At 60.5% G+C, this 19,279-nt stretch carries 18 protein-coding genes; 5 read left to right on the top strand and 13 right to left on the bottom strand.

Annotated features, from left to right (window positions below; translation table 11 throughout):
• Positions 1-30: 30 nt before the first annotated feature.
• A complete protein-coding gene (gene plsY / locus AB4N92_RS09490; protein ID WP_044287978.1) occupies positions 31-600 on the bottom strand; it encodes a glycerol-3-phosphate 1-O-acyltransferase PlsY in 570 nt (189 codons plus the stop codon).
• Positions 601-674: 74 nt separating this feature from the next.
• Between plsY and folB the strand changes: the two genes are divergently transcribed.
• The gene (gene folB / locus AB4N92_RS09485; RefSeq protein ID WP_010206987.1) at positions 675-1,028 is read left to right on the top strand and encodes a dihydroneopterin aldolase; all 354 of its coding nucleotides are present in this window, start codon (positions 675-677) and stop codon (positions 1,026-1,028) included.
• On the top strand, positions 1,019-1,537 hold the full coding sequence (gene folK / locus AB4N92_RS09480; RefSeq protein ID WP_010206986.1) for a 2-amino-4-hydroxy-6-hydroxymethyldihydropteridine diphosphokinase: 519 nt from the start codon (positions 1,019-1,021) through the stop codon (positions 1,535-1,537). Before folB ends, folK begins: the two co-directional genes overlap by 10 nt.
• A gap of 24 nt (positions 1,538-1,561) precedes the next feature.
• On the opposite strand, the gene AB4N92_RS09475 is transcribed toward folK, so the two are convergent.
• From AB4N92_RS09475 to AB4N92_RS09425, 11 genes are all read right to left on the bottom strand, one after another.
• Positions 1,562-2,791 carry a multifunctional CCA addition/repair protein gene (locus AB4N92_RS09475; protein WP_236266830.1) on the bottom strand — a complete coding sequence of 410 codons (1,230 nt, stop codon included), beginning with the start codon at positions 2,789-2,791 and terminating at the stop codon, positions 1,562-1,564.
• A gap of 63 nt (positions 2,792-2,854) precedes the next feature.
• Complete coding sequence (locus AB4N92_RS09470) at positions 2,855-4,420, bottom strand: SpoVR family protein (protein ID WP_010206982.1); 1,566 nt, start codon at positions 4,418-4,420, stop codon at positions 2,855-2,857.
• Positions 4,417-5,688 (bottom strand): YeaH/YhbH family protein, encoded by a 1,272-nt coding sequence (locus tag AB4N92_RS09465; RefSeq protein WP_021491368.1) that lies wholly within the window; start codon positions 5,686-5,688, stop codon positions 4,417-4,419. The genes AB4N92_RS09470 and AB4N92_RS09465 overlap by 4 nt, the downstream gene beginning before the upstream one ends.
• 113 nt (positions 5,689-5,801) lie before the next feature.
• Positions 5,802-7,724, bottom strand: coding sequence for a PrkA family serine protein kinase (locus tag AB4N92_RS09460; RefSeq protein WP_010206976.1), 1,923 nt, complete (start codon positions 7,722-7,724; stop codon positions 5,802-5,804).
• Between the two features lie 284 nt (positions 7,725-8,008).
• Positions 8,009-8,338: a thiosulfate sulfurtransferase GlpE gene (gene glpE / locus AB4N92_RS09455; RefSeq protein WP_010206975.1), complete on the bottom strand. Its 330-nt coding sequence runs from the start codon at positions 8,336-8,338 to the stop codon at positions 8,009-8,011.
• Between the two features lie 9 nt (positions 8,339-8,347).
• On the bottom strand, positions 8,348-9,199 hold the full coding sequence (locus AB4N92_RS09450) for a symmetrical bis(5'-nucleosyl)-tetraphosphatase (RefSeq protein ID WP_021491369.1): 852 nt from the start codon (positions 9,197-9,199) through the stop codon (positions 8,348-8,350).
• A complete protein-coding gene (apaG, locus tag AB4N92_RS09445) occupies positions 9,199-9,579 on the bottom strand; it encodes a Co2+/Mg2+ efflux protein ApaG (RefSeq protein WP_010206973.1) in 381 nt (126 codons plus the stop codon). The genes AB4N92_RS09450 and apaG overlap by 1 nt, the downstream gene beginning before the upstream one ends.
• Positions 9,580-9,676: 97 nt before the next feature.
• Positions 9,677-10,489, bottom strand: a complete 813-nt coding sequence (gene rsmA / locus AB4N92_RS09440; RefSeq protein ID WP_016977876.1) for a 16S rRNA (adenine(1518)-N(6)/adenine(1519)-N(6))-dimethyltransferase RsmA — start codon at positions 10,487-10,489, stop codon at positions 9,677-9,679.
• The gene (pdxA, locus tag AB4N92_RS09435; RefSeq protein ID WP_137205760.1) at positions 10,486-11,475 is read right to left on the bottom strand and encodes a 4-hydroxythreonine-4-phosphate dehydrogenase PdxA; all 990 of its coding nucleotides are present in this window, start codon (positions 11,473-11,475) and stop codon (positions 10,486-10,488) included. The genes rsmA and pdxA overlap by 4 nt, the downstream gene beginning before the upstream one ends.
• Complete coding sequence (locus AB4N92_RS09430; protein ID WP_021491372.1) at positions 11,472-12,809, bottom strand: peptidylprolyl isomerase; 1,338 nt, start codon at positions 12,807-12,809, stop codon at positions 11,472-11,474. The genes pdxA and AB4N92_RS09430 overlap by 4 nt, the downstream gene beginning before the upstream one ends.
• On the bottom strand, positions 12,784-15,594 hold the full coding sequence (locus AB4N92_RS09425) for an LPS-assembly protein LptD (RefSeq protein ID WP_047542622.1): 2,811 nt from the start codon (positions 15,592-15,594) through the stop codon (positions 12,784-12,786). Before AB4N92_RS09425 ends, AB4N92_RS09430 begins: the two co-directional genes overlap by 26 nt.
• Positions 15,595-15,724: 130 nt before the next feature.
• On the opposite strand from AB4N92_RS09425, the gene AB4N92_RS09420 reads away from it, so the two are divergent.
• The 3 genes from AB4N92_RS09420 to AB4N92_RS09410 are packed head-to-tail and all read left to right on the top strand — an operon-like array spanning position 15,725 to position 18,190.
• Entirely contained in the window at positions 15,725-16,750 is a 1,026-nt protein-coding gene (locus AB4N92_RS09420) for an aminoglycoside phosphotransferase family protein (RefSeq protein WP_047542627.1), read from the top strand.
• Positions 16,747-17,421: an N-acetylmuramate alpha-1-phosphate uridylyltransferase MurU gene (gene murU / locus AB4N92_RS09415; protein ID WP_021491374.1), complete on the top strand. Its 675-nt coding sequence runs from the start codon at positions 16,747-16,749 to the stop codon at positions 17,419-17,421. The genes AB4N92_RS09420 and murU overlap by 4 nt, the downstream gene beginning before the upstream one ends.
• 1 nt (position 17,422) lies before the next feature.
• Positions 17,423-18,190, top strand: a complete 768-nt coding sequence (locus AB4N92_RS09410) for a TerB family tellurite resistance protein (RefSeq protein ID WP_010206963.1) — start codon at positions 17,423-17,425, stop codon at positions 18,188-18,190.
• Between the two features lie 70 nt (positions 18,191-18,260).
• Here AB4N92_RS09410 and AB4N92_RS09405 read toward each other — a convergent pair whose 3' ends face one another.
• A complete protein-coding gene (locus AB4N92_RS09405) occupies positions 18,261-19,235 on the bottom strand; it encodes an alpha/beta hydrolase family protein (protein ID WP_021491375.1) in 975 nt (324 codons plus the stop codon).
• Between the last annotated feature and the right edge of the window lie 44 nt (positions 19,236-19,279).

Below are 19,279 nucleotides of genomic sequence, written 5' to 3'. Positions count from 1 at the left end.
ACGCAGGTGGGCCGGGCTCATCGACGGTATTTAAAAATGCCGTTCGCGCCCGGCAAACAGGTCGCGTAAATTGCCCCGGTGGCGCCAGACGATCAGCAGTGTCAGCACGCTCATCGGCAGCAGTGCCGCCGGTTCTTGCCAGGCCAGTAGCGGCAGGGTGAGTGGGGTGGCGATCAGCGCGGCGAGTGAGCTGGTGCGAGTCAGGTAGAACGTCAGCAGCCAGGCGAGCACGGCCAGCAAAGCCGCCGGCGGGTAGATCCCCAGCAACATTCCGGCTGCCGTGGCGACGCCTTTGCCGCCGCGAAAGCGGAAGTACAGGGGAAACAGATGGCCGAGAACGGCACATACGCCGATCCAGGCCTGCTGTTGCAGGGTCAGGCCGGCGAGGCTGGCGATCAGCACGGGCAACAAACCCTTGCACAGGTCGCCCAGCAGCGTCAGAACGGCGAGTTTCTTGCCGGCCAGGCGCAACATATTGGTGGCGCCGGCATTGCCTGAGCCACTCATTCGCGGGTCGGGATTTCCCGTCAGGCGGCTGAGCAAAATGGCGAAGGACAGTGAGCCGAGCAGGTAGGCGATAATCGCCAGTGACCAAAACATGCTAACTATTCCGGGCGAGGACGCCCTGATTCTAACGGGGCATCGCGCCCTTGTCGTGCTGCGGAGAAAAGTGCTTGGACAGAGTGTTTATCGAAGGCCTGGAAGTCGACACCGTTATCGGGGCCTACGACTGGGAGCGCGGAATCCGTCAGTGCCTGCGCTTGGACCTGAGCTTTGCCTGGGATAACCGCCCGGCTGCGGCCGGTGACGACCTGACATTGGCGCTGGATTACGCCAGTGTGTCCGCGCGTATCCAGGCCTTTGCCGAAAAGTCCCAGTACCAGTTGGTGGAAACCTTTGCCGAACGCCTGGCCGAAGTGCTGATGAGTGAATTCCAGATTCCCTGGTTGCACCTCAAATTGACCAAGCCAGGCGCAGTTCCGGCTGCCAAGGGTGTGGGTGTGGAGATCGAGCGCGGATGCCGCTAACTCAGGTTTACCTAGGCCTAGGCAGCAATATCGAGCGCGAGCGGCATCTACGCGCCGGTCTGGACGCGTTGGCGAGTTTCCTGACGGATGTGCGTTGCTCGGCGGTGTTCGAAAGCCAGCCGGTGGGTATCAAGAGCGGGCCGTTCTTCAACCTGGTGGTGTCGGCTTACACCGATCTGCCGTTGATGGAGCTGGATCGCCGATTGAAGCTCATCGAGGCCGACAATGGCCGCTACGCGCCGGATCGCAAGGGGCTGCCGTTGGACATCGACGTGCTGCTGTATGGCGACCTGGTGGGCAATTTCGATGGATTGGTTCTGCCGCGAGCGGAAATCCTGAAGAACGCGTTTGTGCTGTGGCCACTGTCGTTGATGGCGCCGGCGCGGGTCCACCCTGAAGTGGGCAAGACCCTGGCCGAGCTGTGGCGCGACGCGCAGATTGACCAGCTTCTGGCGCCTGTCGCGTTCGAGTGGCAGGGCCAGCAACTCACGCCGAACCATCTCCTGTAGGCGACGGCTCGACAAGCCGGACGCCTAGAGGACGTGATGTTCCTTGTAGATTTTTAATGCCTTGAGCCGTTCGCGCTTAAGTGCCTCGCCCAGCTCCGGGCCTTTGAAGCCTTTCTCCAGCAGTGGCGCAACGGCGACTTCGCGCGCGGCCTTCGCTGCGCCGCGCAAGTAGGCCGCCTGTGGGTAACTTCTCTGCTCCAGGCCCTTGCGGCCCCGTGCATCCATCTCGCAGGCAACCACGAACTCCTCAAAGCGCTGCGGTCGACGGTAAACGTCGAAATTGTGCAGCAACTCCAGCAATGTCGAGGCTTTCAACTCCAGCGCACGATGACCGTGGGTGTGATATTCGCCCACCAGCAACGCCAGCTCCTGGCAATCCCTGGGTACTTTGAAGCGTTCATTGACGGCCTTGATCAGTTTCAAGCCCCGGTGTTCATGGGCGATGTGCTGCGGCAACTTATCCACAGGCGTCGTGCCCTTGCCCAGGTCATGAAGCAGGCAGGCCCAGCGCACAGTCAGCGGCTGCTGGTGCAGAGCGGCCTGCTCCAACACGCTCAAGGTGTGCACGCCGGTGTCGATTTCCGGGTGATGGGCTGCGGGTTGCGGCACGCCGAAGAGTGCATCGACCTCAGGCATCAAGGTTTTCAGCGCATCGCATTCGCGCAGTACCTGAATAAACACTTGGGGTTGGTCTTCCATCAGCGCGCGGGAGATTTCTTTCCAGCTGCGCTCAGGCGTCAGGGCCTCTAGTTCGCCGGATTCGCTGAGTTGGCGCATCAGTTCAAGTGTTTCTGGCGCAACGGTAAAACCCAGGTGCGCATAACGTGCAGCAAAGCGCGCAACGCGCAGCACTCGCAGAGGATCTTCGGCGAACGCCGGAGAAACATGGCGTAGAATGCGACCTTCAAGATCACGCTGGCCGTGGTAAGGGTCGGTCAAGTTGCCGTCATCGTCTTCCGCCATGGCGTTGATCGTCAGGTCACGGCGGATCAGGTCTTCTTCCAGCGTCACCTCGGGGCTGGCGTGAAACACAAAGCCGCCATAACCCCGACCGCTTTTGCGTTCCGTACGGGCCAGGGCGTACTCGTCGCCGTTCCTGGGGTCGAGGAACACTGGGAAGTCAGCACCCACCGGCTTGTAGCCCTTGGCGAGCATCTCTTCGGCAGACGCGCCCACGACAACGCGGTCGATATCGGTGACCGGGATACCCAAAAGGCGATCCCGCACCGCACCGCCGACTTTGTAGATTTTCATGAAAAAGCCTCCATTAGCGGCACAGGATACCGCCTGTGCCTGGCCAATGGAGGCTTTGCTGTTTCAGAGATGCACGACGGCCAGGTCCAGGCGGCCGTAGTCGTTGTCGTTGTGATCAGTGCGCGGTGGCACGTGGTGGGTTTTCATCACCTGGTCGCCCTGCAGGGTTTCGAGGTGAATATCGAAGCCCCACAGCCGATGCAGGTGCTTGAGCACTTCCTCGGTGGATTCACCCAGGGGTTTGCGGTCGTGTTGCTGGTGACGCAAGGTCAGCGAGCGGTCGCCGCGCACATCGATACTGTAGATCTGCACGTTGGGCTCGCGGTTGCCCAGGTTGTACTGCGCTGCCAGTGTTTCGCGGATGGTGCGGTAGCCGGGCTCATCGTGGATGGCCGGCACCACCAGGTCATCCTTGAGATCGTCATCGAGAATGCTGAACAGTTTCAGGTCCCGAATGACCTGCGGCGACAGGTACTGCAGGATAAAACTCTCATCCTTGAAGCTGCTCATGGCGAACTTGATGGTGGACAGCCAATCGCTGCCGGCGATTTCCGGGAACCAGCGGCGGTCCTCCTCGGTGGGGTGTTCACACATGCGCCGGATGTCGCGGTACATGGCAAAGCCCAGCGCGTAGGGGTTGATGCCGTTGTAGTACGGGCTGTCGAAGCCTGGCTGGAACACCACGCTGGTGTGGGAGGTGAGGAATTCCATCATGAAACCGTCGGTGACCAGGCCCTCGTCGTACAGGTCGTTCATCAGGGTGTAGTGCCAGAACGTGGCCCAGCCTTCGTTCATGACCTGGGTCTGGCGCTGTGGATAAAAGTACTGGGCGATCTTGCGCACGATACGCACGATTTCCCGTTGCCAGGGTTCCAGCAGCGGCGCGTGTTTTTCCAGGAAATAGAGGATGTTTTCCTGCGGTTCGGCGGGGAAGCGTGCATTGTCCTTGTCGCTGTTCTTGCCGGCGCGTTTGGGGATGGTGCGCCACAGGTCGTTGATCTGTTTCTGCAGGTGCTCCTCACGTTCCTTCTGGCGCAGGCGTTCTTCCTCGGCGGAAATCGGATACGGGCGTTTGTAGCGGTCGACGCCGTAGTTCATCAGCGCATGGCAGGAGTCGAGCAGGTCTTCCACCGCATCGATGCCGTGGCGCTCCTCGCATTGCATGATGTACTGCTTGGCGAACACCAGGTAATCGATGATCGAACTGGCGTCGGTCCACGTGCGGAACAGGTAGTTGCCCTTGAAGAAACTGTTATGCCCATAGCAGGCATGCGCCACCACCAACGCCTGCATGCAGATGGTGTTCTCTTCCATCAGGTAGGCGATGCACGGGTCGGAGTTGATCACGATTTCGTAGGCCAGGCCCATCTGACCTCGGGTGTAGGACTTTTCGGTGCTAAGGAAGTGTTTGCCGTAGGACCAATGGTGATAACCCAGCGGCATGCCCACCGAGGCGTAGGCGTCCATCATTTGTTCGGCGGTGATCACTTCGATCTGGTTGGGATAGGTGTCCAGGGCATAACCCGCCGCAATGCGGCTGATTTCCCGGTCATAGGCCTGGATCAGTTCAAAGGTCCACTCGGAACCCGTGGAAATCGGTTGGCGTTTTTGCTCTTTTTTGGCGGTCATGTCACTAACCTGCGCTGGAAGAGTTCACGGAAGACCGGGTAAATATCGCCGGCCGAGACCAGTTGCTGCTGTGCGAACGTGTCGGCAAAGGCTTCGCCGATGCGCTCGTATTCGAACCACAGGGCCTGGTGCTCACGGGGGGTGATTTCAACGTAAGTGTAGTACTGCACGAAAGGCATGATCTGGTTGATGAGGATGTCGCGGCAGATCGGCGAGTCATCGTTCCAGTTGTCGCCGTCCGAGGCCTGGGCGGCGTAGATGTTCCATTCGTTGGCCGGGTAACGCTCGGCCATGATCTCCTGCATCAGCTTCAAGGCGCTGGAAACGATGGTGCCGCCGGTTTCCCGCGAGTAGAAGAATTCCTCTTCGTCGACTTCGCGAGCGCTGGTGTGATGGCGGATGAAGACGACGTCAATCTTGTCGTAGTTTCGCTTCAGGAACAGGTACAAGAGGATGAAGAAGCGCTTGGCAATGTCCTTGGTCGCTTGGGTCATGGAGCCCGACACGTCCATCAGGCAGAACATCACCGCCTTGGAGCTGGGGTTGGGTTGTTTGACCAGCAGGTTGTATTTCAAGTCAAAGGTATCGAGGAAAGGCACGCGGTGAATTCGCGCGCTGAGTTTCTCGATTTCCGCCTCCATTTCCTGGATATCGCCGAAGTTGTCCGGCTCTTCACGCTTCAGGCGCGCCAACTCTTCCTTGGCTTCCCTCAACTTGGCGCGACTGCTGCCCGACAGGGCAATACGTCGGGCATGGGCCGAGCGCAGGGTGCGGATGATGTTGATACGGGACGGGTTGCCCTCGTTGCTGATCCCGGCGCGCACCGTCTTGAAGGTGTCGGTGCCGGTCAGGTTACGCTTGACCAGGTTGGGCAGCTCCAGGTCTTCGAACATGAATTCGAGGAATTCTTCCTGGGTGATCTGGAATACGAACTCATCCATGCCTTCGCCGGAATTGCCCGCCTTGCCCGGCCCTCTACCGCCGCCACCCCCTTGGGGGCGTTGGATATGTTCGCCGGTCGTGAATTCCTTGTTGCCGGGGTGCACAACAGTCTGTTTGCCGCCGCGGCCGTGGTGCAGCACCGGCTCGTCGATGTCCCGTCCGGGAATGCTGATTTGCTCGCCATGTTCCATGTCCGTGATGGAACGGCGGCTGACGGCCTCTTCGACGGCCTTTTTGATGTGGTCACGGTAACGCCGCAGGAAACGCTGACGGTTTACCGTGCTCTTGTTCTTGCCATTGAGGCGTCGGTCGATCACATAGCTCATGGGGAGCCCTCCGGGCAGCTTCACGTTACAAGCTTCAAGCCGCGAGCTGGAAGCTTAGAGACAAGCGGTCAGCTGCCAGGCCAGTGGCCCGGCAGTTCACGCCTGTCGCTGCCTTACTGCGATTTACGAACCCGCAGATACCACTCGGAGAGCAGCCGTACCTGTTTGTCGGTGTAGCCGCGCTCGACCATTCGTGTGACGAAGTCGTTGTGTTTTTGCTGATCCTCCTTGCTGGCCTTGGCGTTGAAGCTGATGACGGGCAGCAGGTCCTCGGTGTTGGAGAACATTTTCTTCTCGATGACCACCCGCAGCTTCTCGTAGCTGAGCCAGGTAGGGTTCTTGCCGTTGTTGTTGGCGCGGGCGCGCAGCACGAAGTTGACGATTTCGTTGCGGAAATCCTTCGGATTGCTGATGCCGGCCGGTTTCTCGATTTTTTCCAGCTCCTCGTTGAGGGCCACGCGGTTGAGGATCTCGCCGGTTTCCGGGTCGCGGTACTCCTGGTCCTGGATCCAGAAGTCGGCGTACAGCACGTAGCGGTCGAAGATGTTCTGGCCGTACTCGCTGTAGGACTCGAGGTACGCGGTCTGGATTTCCTTGCCGATGAATTCGATGTAGCGCGGCGCCAGGTATTCCTTGAGGAAACGCAGGTAGCGTTCGCGGGTTTCCGCCTGGAACTGCTCCTGTTCGATCTGTTGCTCCAGCACGTAGAGCAGGTGCACCGGGTTGGCCGCAATTTCGTGCGGGTCGAAGTTGAAGACCTTGGACAAGATCTTGAACGCGAAGCGCGTCGAGAGGCCGTTCATGCCTTCGTCCACACCAGCGGTGTCGCGGTACTCCTGGATTGACTTGGCCTTGGGGTCGGTGTCCTTGAGGTTTTCGCCGTCGTACACGCGCATCTTCGAATAGATGTTCGAGTTTTCCGGCTCTTTGAGGCGCGACAGCACGGTGAACTGGGCGAGCATCTTCAGGGTGTCGGGTGCGCAATGAGCCTTGGACAGCGAGCTGTTGAACAGCAGCTTGTCGTAGATCTTGATCTCATCACTGACCCGCAGGCAGTACGGCACCTTGACGATGTAGATCCGGTCGATGAAGGCTTCGTTGTTCTTGTTGTTGCGGAAGGTGTGCCACTCCGATTCGTTGGAGTGGGCCAGCAGGATCCCGGTGAACGGAATCGCGCCCAGGCCTTCGGTACTGTTGTAGTTGCCTTCCTGGGTCGCGGTGAGCAGTGGGTGCAGCACCTTGATCGGTGCCTTGAACATTTCCACGAACTCCATCAGGCCCTGGTTGGCCCGGCACAGCGCGCCCGAGTAGCTGTAGGCGTCGGCGTCGTTCTGTGGGAATTCTTCAAGCTTGCGAATATCGACCTTGCCCACCAGCGCCGAGATGTCCTGGTTGTTCTCGTCGCCTGGTTCGGTCTTGGCCACGCCGATCTGGTTGAGGATGGACGGGTAGAGCTTCACCACGCGGAACTGGCTGATGTCACCGCCGAACTCGGCCAGGCGCTTGGTGGCCCAGGGCGACATGATGGTGTTGAGGTAGCGGCGCGGGATGCCGAAGTCTTCTTCGAGGATCGCGCCATCTTCCGTGGCGTTGAACAGGCCCAGGGGCGACTCGAAGACCGGTGAGCCCTTGATGGCGTAGAAGGGCACTTTTTCGATCAGTTGTTTGAGCTTTTCGGCCAGCGACGATTTACCGCCACCGACGGGGCCGAGCAGGTAGAGGATCTGTTTCTTCTCTTCCAGACCTTGGGCGGCATGGCGGAAGTAGGAGACGATCTGGTCAATGCATTCTTCCATGCCGTGGAAGTCTTCAAAGGCCGGATAACGACGGATCACCTTGTTGGAGAATATTCGCGACAGCCGCGAATTGTTCGAGGTGTCTATCAGCTCCGGCTCGCCAATCGCCAGCAGCAGACGTTCGGCGGCAGACGCGTAGGTGCTGCGATCCTGTTTGCACAGCTCGAGATACTCTTGCAGCGTGAGTTCTTCCTGCTGTGTGGATGCGAAGCGTTGTTGGAAGTGGCTAAAGATACTCATGACGTCGTCACCTCGCTCGATACGTGGAGCCGACGCCGGATCAATCAGTCGATGCTGGCAGACATTGGCAGACGCCAATGGCTGTTTTCCCCCCAAACACCCTGAAACGCTACCGATGACCCGCACGCCGGTGTACCGGCTCTCCCCTGATTCGGATGGCCTGCGCTTAAGGATAGTTCGGAATCGGAGAGGTCAAGGTGCGATGCGCAATTAGTTTGGCTGCGCCGTTCGTCAGAAACGGCGCGAGCCCAAGCGTCACGCGGGGTAGCGGGGTGTGAAAAAAATTATTGCGAATTGCCGGAAGAAATTTCCGCAGGATAAGTCGTACGCCACAGTTCAAAGCCGCCATCCAGGCTATAGACGTCGGAGAAACCCTGGCTGATCAGATAAGCCGCTGCACTCTGGCTGGAATTGCCGTGATAGCAGGCCACGATCACAGGTGCATCGAGGTCGGCGGCGCGGATGAAATCGGCGATGTTGACGTTGTCCAGGTGCTGGGCGCCAGTGATGTGGCCAGCCGCATACGTTGGCTGGTCACGGATGTCGACCACCACGGCACCTTGCTCGCGCAGCGCCTGGGCTTGTTCGGGGGGGATACGTTTGAATTCGCTCATGGCGGGCTCCTATGGCTTGGCAGTAGCCGGCAGTGTAACGGGAAGAGGGGATTCGCACTGGCAGCTATGACGCTCGCCGGTGTCGATGTTCATCAGGGTCATGGCGCCGCCCCACACGCAGCCGGTGTCGAGGGCGAATACGCCGGGCTCATTGCACTTGCCCTCAAGGGCCGCCCAGTGGCCGAAAATGATCGGGGTGTCGCGGGTCTTGCGCTCCTTGTGAGCAAACCAGGGCTTGTAGCCCGGCAGCGCGGTGTCCGCGCCTTCCTTGCTCTTGAGGTCGAGCTTGCCCTCGGCAGTACAGAAGCGCATGCGCGTGAAGTAGTTGGTGATGACCCGCAGGCGCGTGACGCCGGTGAGGTCGTTGTCCCACTTCACTGGCTCGTTGCCGTACATGCCGTCAAGGTAGGCGGTATAGAGGGTGTCATCGGCCAGGGCGCTTTCGACTTCGGCGGCGCACTTGAGGGCTTTCTTCAGCGTCCACTGGGGCGGGATGCCAGCATGGACAAGGGCCATGTTGCGGCCTTCGTCGTAATGCATGATTTTTTGCCGGCGCAGCCAGTCGAGTAGTTCGGCGCGATCCGGTGCTTCGAGGATTTCCCGCAGGGTGTCGCCCTTTTTCAGGCGCTCAATGTTATTGCCGGCTGCCAGCAGATGCAGGTCGTGATTACCCAATACGCACACCAGGGAGTCGCGCAGGCGATATAAATAGCGCAGCGTCTCCAGGGATTGCGGGCCGCGGTTGACCAGATCACCGACCAGCCACAGGCGATCGTTGGCTGGGTCGAAGGCCACGCGCTCAAGCAGGCACTTGAGGGGTTCCAGGCAGCCTTGCAGATCACCGACCGCGTACGTCGCCATCAGTGCAGGGCTCCCGGCACGGCGAGGCGGAAGGGCGCGATGATGGCGTCGAACAATTGGCCATCGGTGGCTTTCATCTGATACGAGCCCTGCATGGTGCCGACTTTGGAGGTCATCACCGTGCCGCTGCTATAGGTATGGCTGGCGCCGCTGTCGATCAACGGTTGCTGGCCAACCACGCCGGCGCCGCGAACTTCTTCGACCTGACCGTCACCGTCGGTGATCACCCAGTGGCGCGACAGCAGCTTGGCCGGCACCAGCCCGTTGTTTTTCACCGTGATGGTGTAGGCAAAGGCAAAGCGGTTCTGTTCAGGTTGGGATTGGTCCGCCAGGAAGCGGGTGACGACGCTGACGTCGATCTGGTAGCGAGGATCGGACATGCAAGAGGCCTTAAAAGCGGAAGACAGCAGATGCGGTTCAGTCTAGGCCAAGAGGAGGGCACTAGGCCAGACATGTGTCTAGCCTAGCTCGGTGCTGTCAGTCCGCGGCTGGTGCAGGCTGAATGGCCAGTTGGTCGGCCAGGCGCACGAATGCGGCCAGGTCCAGTTGCTCCGGGCGCAGGCCGCCATCGACGCCGGCAGCTTCGATCTCGGCATTGCTCAACAGTGCCTTGAGCGTGTTGCGCAGGGTCTTGCGACGCTGGTTGAACGCTTCGCGTACGACACGCTCCAGCAGTTTGTGGTCCTTGGCCGGGTGTGGCAACACGGCGTGGGGCACCAGGCGTACGATGGCCGAGTCGACCTTTGGCGGCGGATTGAACGCGCCAGGGCCCACGTTGAACAGGTGTTCGACGCGGCAGTGGTACTGAACCATGATCGACAGGCGGCCCCAATCACCACCCCCAGGACCTGCGGCCAGACGTTCTACCACTTCCTTTTGCAGCATGAAGTGCATGTCGCGGATGATCCCGGCGTTGTTCAGCAGGTGGAAAATCAGCGGCGTGGAGATGTTGTACGGCAGGTTGCCCACCACGCGCAGGCTGTTGGGCGCGGCGTTGAGGGTGTTGAAGTCGAACTTCAGTGCATCGCCCTGATGCAGGTTGAAGTTGGGCTTGCCGGCGAACTGCTGGTTGAGGATCGGGATCAGGTCCTTGTCCAACTCAACCACGTCCAGTTGGCCGCCACTGGCCAGCAGGCCTTGGGTCAATGCGCCCTGGCCCGGGCCGATTTCCAGCAGGCGGTCTTCAGGCTTGGCATGGATGGAGCGCAGGATGCGGTCGATCACGCCAGCGTCATGCAGGAAGTTTTGCCCGAAGCGCTTGCGCGCCCGGTGTTGGTAATGCTCGGTCATATACGGGTCTCGGCCATCTGATAGGCGGTTTCCAGGGCCACGTGCAGGCTGCCGGTATCGATCTTGCCGCTGCCCGCCAGGTCCAGGGCGGTGCCATGGTCGACGGAGGTGCGGATGATCGGCAGGCCCAGTGTCACGTTGACGGCGGCGCCGAAGCCTTTGTATTTAAGCACCGGCAGCCCCTGGTCGTGGTACATCGCCAGCACTGCGTCGCAGTGCTCCAGATATTTGGGGGTAAACAGAGTGTCCGCAGGCAGTGGGCCGCGCAGGTCCATGCCTTCTTGGCGCAGACGCTCCAGGGTGGGTTCGATGATGTCGATTTCTTCATGGCCCAAGTGGCCGCCTTCGCCGGCGTGGGGGTTGAGCCCACAGACCAGGATGCGCGGTCGGGCGATGCCGAACTTCTGTTGCAGGTCGGCATGCAGGATGCGCGTCACGCGCTCCAGTCGCTCGACGGTGATGGCGTCGGCAATCTCACGCAGCGGTAGGTGCGTGGTCACTAGCGCGACCCGCAGGCCGCGCGTCGCCAGCATCATCACCACTTGTTCGGTGTGGGTCAGCTCGGCGAGAAATTCGGTGTGGCCGGAAAAGACGATGCCGGATTCGTTGATCACGCCTTTGTGTACTGGCGCGGTGATCATGCCGGCGAAGTCACCGTCGATGCAGCCTTGCCCGGCGCGCGTCAGGGTTTCCAGCACGAACGCGGCGTTGGCCTTGTCCAGTTGGCCGGCAACCACCTTGGCCTGCAGCGGGGTGTCCCACACGTACAGGCTGCCGGCAGGGGCGGGCAGGTCGGGCCAGTTGCCTGGCTCCACCTCCAGCAAGTTGACAGCCACACCCAGCTGCGCGGCCCGCTCAAGGAGCAGGTCGCGGCTGGTAATGGCAATCAGGGGGTGTGGCTGGGGTTGCGAGGCGAGCAGCAGGCACAGGTCAGGACCAATGCCGGCCGGCTCGCCGGGTGTCACCGCGAAACGCTGGGGTTTCACTGAACTGCCTGGTCGGTGCCTGTCTGGGCGCCTGGCAGCTTGTTCTCAACGTAGGCTTCGTCGCGGATCTGACGCAGCCAGGTTTGCAGCTCTTCGTCGTATTTGCGGTTACGCAGTACGTTCAGTGCTTGTTGCTCGCGGGCTTGATTGGTGTTGTCGGTGGCGCGACGGCCAAGGACTTCCAGCACATGCCAGCCATATTGGGTCTTGAATGGCTTGGACAGTACGCCTTGCGGGGTGTCGGCCATGACTTGCTGGAACTCCGGCACCAAGGCTTTCGGGTCGATCCAGTTCAGGTCGCCGCCGTTGAGGGCCGATCCCGGGTCTTCCGAGAAGCTCTTGGCCAAGGTGGCGAAGTCTTCACCGCTTTCGATGCGGTCATAGATCTTCTGGGCCAGTTCCTTGGTCTGGGCTTCGGTGCGGATTTCGCTTGGTTTGACCAGGATGTGGCGAACGTGCACCTCATCCTTGAGCGACGTTTCGCCGCCGCGTTTTTCCAGGAGCTTCAGGATGATGAAACCACCCGGTGTACGCGCAGGTTGGGTGATGCCACCCACTTCCATTGCGCTCAGCTCGCGGTCGAACGGCGGAGGCAATTGAGCCGCTTTACGCCAGCCCATGTCGCCGCCTTCCAGTGCGTTGTCGCTGCCGGACTGGGCGATCGCCATTTGCGCGAAGTCGGCACCTGCCTTCAGGCGCTCGTAGATAGCCTGGGTCTTGGCGGCGGCTGCATTGAGCTGCTCGGAGTTGGCGCTGTCCGGTGTCGGGATCAGGATGTTGGCCAGGTGCAGCTCTTCGGAAAGCTGCATCTTGCCCAGGTCCGACGCCAGGAAATTCTTCACTTCCTGCTCGGACACCTGAACCCGCTCGGCCACACGGCGCTGACGTACACGGCTGATGATCATTTCACGGCGGATCTGGTCACGGGCGTCCTCATAGGACAAACCGTCGTGGGCCAGGGCTGCACGGAACTGGTCGATGCTCATGTTGTTGCGCTGGGCAATGGTGCCCACGGCCTGGTTCAGTTCCTCGTCAGAAATACGGATGCCGGAGCGATCGCCGATCTGCAGTTGCAGGTTCTCGACGATCAAACGCTCCAGTACCTGCTGGTCCAGAACGCTGGTCGGTGGCACGCCACCGCCACGCTTGGCGATGGTTTGCTGGACTTCCTTGACGCGCTGGTCCAGTTGGCTCTGCATGATCACGTCGTTATCGACGATGGCCACGACCTTATCCAGTTCTTGAACCGCAGCGTGCGCCGATGCGGTACCCAGGAACAGCGCGCCCAGCACTAGCGGGCGCAGACAATCAGAAAGCTTGGTCTTCACGTTCACGATAACCTTCAATGCCTTTGTCGAGGAAGCTCTCTACCTTGGCGCCAGTCAGGCCGCCGAGTCCTTTGAGGACGATCTGGAAGAAGAGCCCGTGGTCACCCTTTTCGTTAAGCGGGGCGATCTGGCTGTATTCGTCGTTGGAAACCCAGTAACGGTTGATGACGCGCAGTTTCCAGCAGCAGTTGTCGTACTCGAAACCACCGAAGGCTTCCAGGGTACGGTTGCGAGCGTAGTCATACTGCCAGCGGGTGATCAGGTTCCACTGTGGAATGATCGGCCACATCATAGAGAAGTCGTGTTGTTGGATTTTGTAGTAATCCTTCACGTAGTTCTCTTGACCAGGCGTACCGTAGTCGCCACCGAACTGCCATTTGCCGGTCAGCTGGTTGTAGACGACCTGGTCGTTACGATAGCGATAGCCGACGTTGATGATCTTGTTCGGGTTGTCTTCCGGCTGGTAGTGAAGCATCGCGCTGCCGGAACGAGGGCTGTGTTCCTCGGTGTCCCAGTTGTAGTCGGCAGTGGCGCGCCAGTCACGGTTGAAGCGGAACTCGTAGTCCAGAGCTACCGGCGAAACATCGGACTGTGCATCGGCACGGTCAGCCGCGAGGATGCCTGGCAGTTGCACTTCACGATCCTTGAAGTACACCGCCTGGCCCACGGATACGCGCTGACGCTCGAAGCCGTTTTCTTCGATCCAGCGGCTGGTCAAGCCCAGGGACAGTTTGTTCTCGTCGCCGATCCGGTCAGAGCCGCTGAAGCGGTTGTCGCGGAACAGCGAGGCGTAGCTGAACGAGTATTCGCTGGTATCAAAGACCGGGATGTCGCTCTGGTCCTTGTTTGGCACATACAGGTAGAACGCACGCGGCTCGAGAGTCTGGCGATAGTCTTTGCCGAACCAGTTGGTGTTGCGGTCGAAATAGAGGCCGCTGTCGACGCTGGCGACTGGCACAGCGCGGTCTTGCGAGCTCTTGAAATCGCCACCGGCGTACGGGTTGGCCGCAGTGGCCGCCGCTTGCTGGGCGATGATCTGGTTCTTGCCGATGCTGTCGAGGTCAAGATCGTACTTGGTGTAAACGTACTTGAGCTTCGGTGTGATAAACCCGTAGGTCCAGTTCATCGGGTAGTCGACGGCTGGTGCAACGTTCAAACGTGTGCCGTTGGCGCGGGTGAGGCCGGTGACGTAGGTGTCCAGGCGAGGCGATACAAGTCCGTCCTGATCGGTGAACGTGCCTTTTTCAAGGCTGCGTTCAAAGCGAACAGCTTCGGTCTCATAGGTAAAGTTCAGCCCGCCCGGATGGTACGGCAGCGCACCATTGAAGGTGATTTGCGGCAACCGGTCATACGGCGTGATCTGGGAGATCGTCGCCAACTGGTAAGCCTGGACGTTCAGGCGCGCCTGGTAAGAGTCGCCCCGGTAGGTCACGGAACCCTGTTGATTGAGGGCATCCCGGCTTTCAACGCCTTCCTGGAACGACTTCAGATCCTGGAAGTAGTAAGGATCGCTGATCCGGGTGTAATCCACCTGGGTCGCCAGACGCGAATCCAACCCGCCGCGATGCTGCCAATTGAGCATGTAACGGGTTTTTTCGTAATCGGTCTGCTTGCTGCGCTCGTCGTTGTCGTCGTTCAGGTACGCGCCGCCGAACTGGCCTTCGCTGGATTTGGTGAGGTAGCGGAATTCGCCTTCCATCAACAAACCGCGCTTGGTCATGTATTGCGGGTACAACGTGGCGTCGTAGTTGGGCGCCAGGTTGAAATAGTACGGCGTAACCAGGGTGAAGCCGGTTTCGCTGCCAGTGCTGAAGCTCGGCGGCAGGAAGCCGGATTGACGACGGTCGTCGATCGGGAAATAGATGTAAGGGGTATAGAGGATCGGGATGTTCTTGATCCGCAACGTCGCGTTGGTCGCCGTACCGAAACCGGTAGCCGGGTTCAACGTGATGTTGTTGCCCCTGAGCTGCCAGGCGTTGCTGTCTGGCTCGCAGGTGGTGTACGTACCGTCCTTGAGACGGATGATCGCGTTTTCAGCACGCTTGGCGTACAGCGCGTTACCGCGGATGCGCGACTTGTGCAGCACGTATTCGGCGTTGTCGATCTGGGCCGCGCCGGTATCGAGTTGCACTTCGGCATGGTCGCCCACGATCAGTGCACCGTTGTCGCGCAGACGGACTTTGCCGTTCAACTCGCCACGGTTCTCGGCCTGGTACAGGCTGGCTTCCTCAGATTCCAACTGCATGCTGCCCTGGCGCATGACGACGTCACCGGCCAGGGTTGCGACTTGTTGTTCCTGCTCATAACGCGAAGCCTTGGCGCCGATGAAGGTGGGCGCATCGCTCTTGTTCGTCTTGTCGTTCATGCCAGGACGAGTCGGCTCGATGTACGCACCCCCGCAGTACGGGCCGGTTTCGGCCAACTGCGCGGCGGTCAGCTTCTCGCGTGGTACCCAGTCCAGGTGGCTGTAGTCGGCGCTGCGCGAGCGCAGGCCACGGCCTTTGGATTCGGTGACCAGTGCGGTCTTGGGCTCGGCCTCGGCTTTGCCGCCAGCATCGGTCTGCGCCGTGCTGTTGGCGGAGCTGATGGCTGCGCCATCATGCACCGGGCGCGGTGGTAGAGGGGCTGCGGCGGTTTTCGGCGCGCAATCCCAGGCACCCGAAGCAGAGACTGAGCAGTCATACTGTTCCGCGGCGACCACGAATGAGGTGGCGAAGGGTTGCAAGGCCAGCAGACTGCCGGTTACCAGCAACGGAAATTTTCTACGAAACGCGGGGGATTTCAATGCCATCTTATTAGTCCGGGCTTCCTGCGTGCCATCTGCCCGCGGTTTGGGCCGCACGCCTCTCGATGGTCTGAAAAAGATGCGTGATAATAAAGCATGCCCCGCTTGACGGCTAGCGCCGTCGGAGACCCTTGTAATGCCCGAGCAAGATCTACGTTTACAACAGCTGGAAGTCTGGCTGGATGAGCAGTTGCCGATCCTTTTCAACGCTCAAGGCTGGGGTGTCGTACCCCCGGCCACATTGACCGCGGCCAGCAGCGACGCGAGTTTCAGGCGCTATTTCCGTTGGGAAGGCGGTGGCCGTACCTTCGTGGTCATGGACGCTCCACCCCCCCAGGAAAACTGCAAACCATTCGTCGATATCGCTCATTTGCTGGCGAAGTCAGGGATAAATGTTCCAAAAATTTACGCAGAAGATTTGCCGCGCGGCTTTCTTTTGCTCAATGACCTGGGCAGAAAAACCTATCTGGACGTGATTGACGACAAAAATGCCGACCCATTGTTTGCCGATGCCATCGACACCTTGCTGGCTTTCCAGCAATTGCCGATGGACGCGCCGCTGCCCAGCTATGACCTCGCCTTGCTGCGCCGCGAGCTGGAATTGTTTCCGGAGTGGTACGTGCGCCGTCACCTGGGTATCGAACTGGATGCGCAGCAGCAAGCGCTATGGCAGCGCGTCAGTGACCACCTGATCGACAGTGCCCTGGCGCAGCCGAAAGTGCTGGTGCATCGCGACTATATGCCGCGCAACCTGATGATCAGCGAACCCAACCCTGGCGTGCTGGATTTCCAGGATGCGGTCTACGGGCCGGTTACCTATGACATCACCTGCCTGTTCAAGGACGCCTTCCTCAGCTGGCCCAAGGCCCGCGTGCAGGAATGGCTGCGTGGGTATTGGGAGCGTGCGCGGCAACTGAACATTCCGGTGCAGGCGGATTTCGACGATTTCCTGCGCGCCAGCGAACTGATGGGCGTGCAGCGCCACCTCAAGGTCATCGGTATCTTCGCGCGCATTTGCCATCGTGACGGCAAGCCACGCTATCTGGCCGACGTGCCGCGCTTCTTTGCTTATATAGAAGCCGTGCTGGCCGACCGTCCGGAGTTGAGCGAGTTGGGTGAATTGCTCGCCAGCCTGCGCCAACCCGCCGAGGCCAATGTATGAAGGCGATGATCCTGGCCGCCGGCAAGGGCGAGCGGATGCGCCCACTCACCTTGCACACGCCCAAGCCACTGGTGCAGGCCGGCGGCAAGCGTCTGATCGAGTATCACCTGGAAGCGCTGGCCAAGGCCGGCTTCACCGATATCGTGATCAACCATGCCTGGCTCGGCCAGCAGATCGAAAACTACCTGGGGGATGGCGCGCAATTTGGCTTGCGCATCCGTTACTCCCCCGAGGGCGAGCCGCTGGAAACCGGCGGCGGGATCTTCCAGGCATTGCCCTTGCTGGGGGACGAACCTTTCCTGGTGGTCAATGGCGATATCTGGACCGACTACGACTTCACCCAACTCAAACGGCCGCTCAAGGGCCTGGCTCATCTGGTGATGGTCGATAACCCGGCCCATCACCCTTCGGGCGGTGATTTCTACCTTGATCAAGGTTTGCTTCATGATGCCGCGCCCGGTGCCGATAACCTGACCTTCAGTGGCATTTCCGTGCTCGACCCCAAGTTGTTCGAGGGGTGCAGCGCGGGTGCCTTCAAGCTGGCACCGCTGCTGCGGGCGGCGATGGCCAAGGGACTGGTGACGGGGGAGCACATGATAGGACGCTGGATTGATGTCGGTACGCTGGAGCGCCTGGCGCAGGTCGAAACCCTGCTGACAGCGGGGCAGTAACATGCTGTGGCCAGGGACGCTGATCGGCGCCGGGGCTGGCTTTGCCATTGCCAGTATTCCGGGGGCCATGCTGGGCGCACTGTTGGGGCAGGCACTCGACCGCCGCCTGCAACTGCACAGTTGGGCGCAGTTGCGCGAGCGCCTGGGCGGGCGCCCGGCGTTGCGCAATGACGAGCTGTTATTCGTGTTGCTGGGGCGTTTGGCCAAGAGCAACGGTCGGGTCGCCGATGGTCATATCCAACAAGCGCGCCAGGAAATGCGCTCGCTGGAGATGACCGACTCGGCCCAACGTCGCGCGATTGCGGCCTTCAATCGCGGCAAGTCCGGCTCCGACCGGGTGCGCAGTTATCTACGTGTGCTCAAGGCCCAACCCCATGCCGCGGAAGGCTTATTGCGCGCATGCTGGCGCATGGTCTGGGCGGACGGACGGGCGGATGACGCCGAACGTGACTTGATTGACCTGTGGGGCAAATGGCTGGGGTGGACGCCGCAGCAGCTGCAGGCGCTGGCAGCCGACTACAAGCCGGAGCGCAAGCCGCTGGTCAGTCGCGGTGTTACCTATCAGGACGCGTTGCGCTTGCTGGGTGTGACGGCCACCACCGAGCCATCTGTGATCAAGCGGGCTTATCGTCGACTGCTCAGCCGCCACCACCCGGACAAGATCGCCGGCACCGGCGCCAGCCCCGCACAAGTGCGTGAGGCAACCGAGCGTACTCGCGAGTTGCATAACGCCTATGCGTTGATTCGCGAGCGTCGGGATTTCCGTTAGTGTGCCCAACCCCCCTCTGTAGGAGCTGGCAAGCCAGCGCCTACAGTTTGATCGGGTTCACAGTCAGCGATCAGTCAGCCGTCGCCTGCGGGCTCAACCAGCCGCGGATCCTGCGATACAACTGCTCCTGCTCGGCAGCGCTGTTGCCGGGCAAGGCTGTCAAGGACACCTGTTTGTAACCTTCATTTTTCAAACGCTTGGCCGCCTGCGCGCGGGCCAGGGCGTTTTTGCGTGATTGGGCGTTGTCTTGATAGAAGACATCGGCGGTCGGCAACTTCAGGCCAGGGGCCAGTTGTTGTACATCCGGATGACGTCCGCTGGGCGTCTGTGCCGCCACCATCACAAACTTCTGCACTTGGGACGGTTGTTTCTCGCTCAAATAACGTGCGGCCCACCAGGCACCGGTGCCATGGCCGAGCAGTACCACGCTGCGCGCGCTTTGTGTTTGGGCGAACGCCACGGCGGCGTCGATGCGGTCGAAGATGCGCGAGGCGTCGGACTTGTCCTGCTCATCGGCACCGGGCACCACCGCCGGGTCGGTGCCTTCGGCTTCGGCGCTGGCGGCTTGCTCGATGGGTTTGTCGGCGGTGCTCGCTTCCTTGCTGCTGGTGTCGACAGTCGCCTTGGGCGCTTCCATTACACGTGGTGGCAGCGTATCCACGCTCACGTCCGGCAACGACAGGCTGAGGCTGCCCCAATTGGCGTCCGGGAATTTGTGCCGCAACGGGCTGATTGCTTGCGGCCAGTCAGCATTTTCGCCGGCACCCGGTACGATAATCACCACGCCTTCGGGCTCGGCGCTGTTGGCCGGTTTCCACAGGGCGAGGAAGGAATCGCTGCCGGCCTGCAATTGTTGCTGTTCCTGCTGCGGGATCTTGCGCTCCAGGGCGCTGGCTTCTGCCTGGCTGCGCTCGGGCAAGGGTTGGCGCTCGACCGGTTTTTCCGCGGCAGGTTCGGGCGCGTCTGCGGCTCGTACAGAAAAGGCGCTGGTAAAAAGCAGCGACAGGCACAATGCTGGCAGTGCTGAACGGTGAAAAAAGGGCATCGTAAATTCCCGGCCAGAAGTGATTCCAGCAGCCTAATGGGTTG

The organism is Pseudomonas sp. S3_A09 (genome assembly GCF_054668065.1).
The sequence above is the reverse complement of the archived record's forward strand: the minus strand, read 5'-3'. Positions and strand labels throughout refer to the sequence as shown.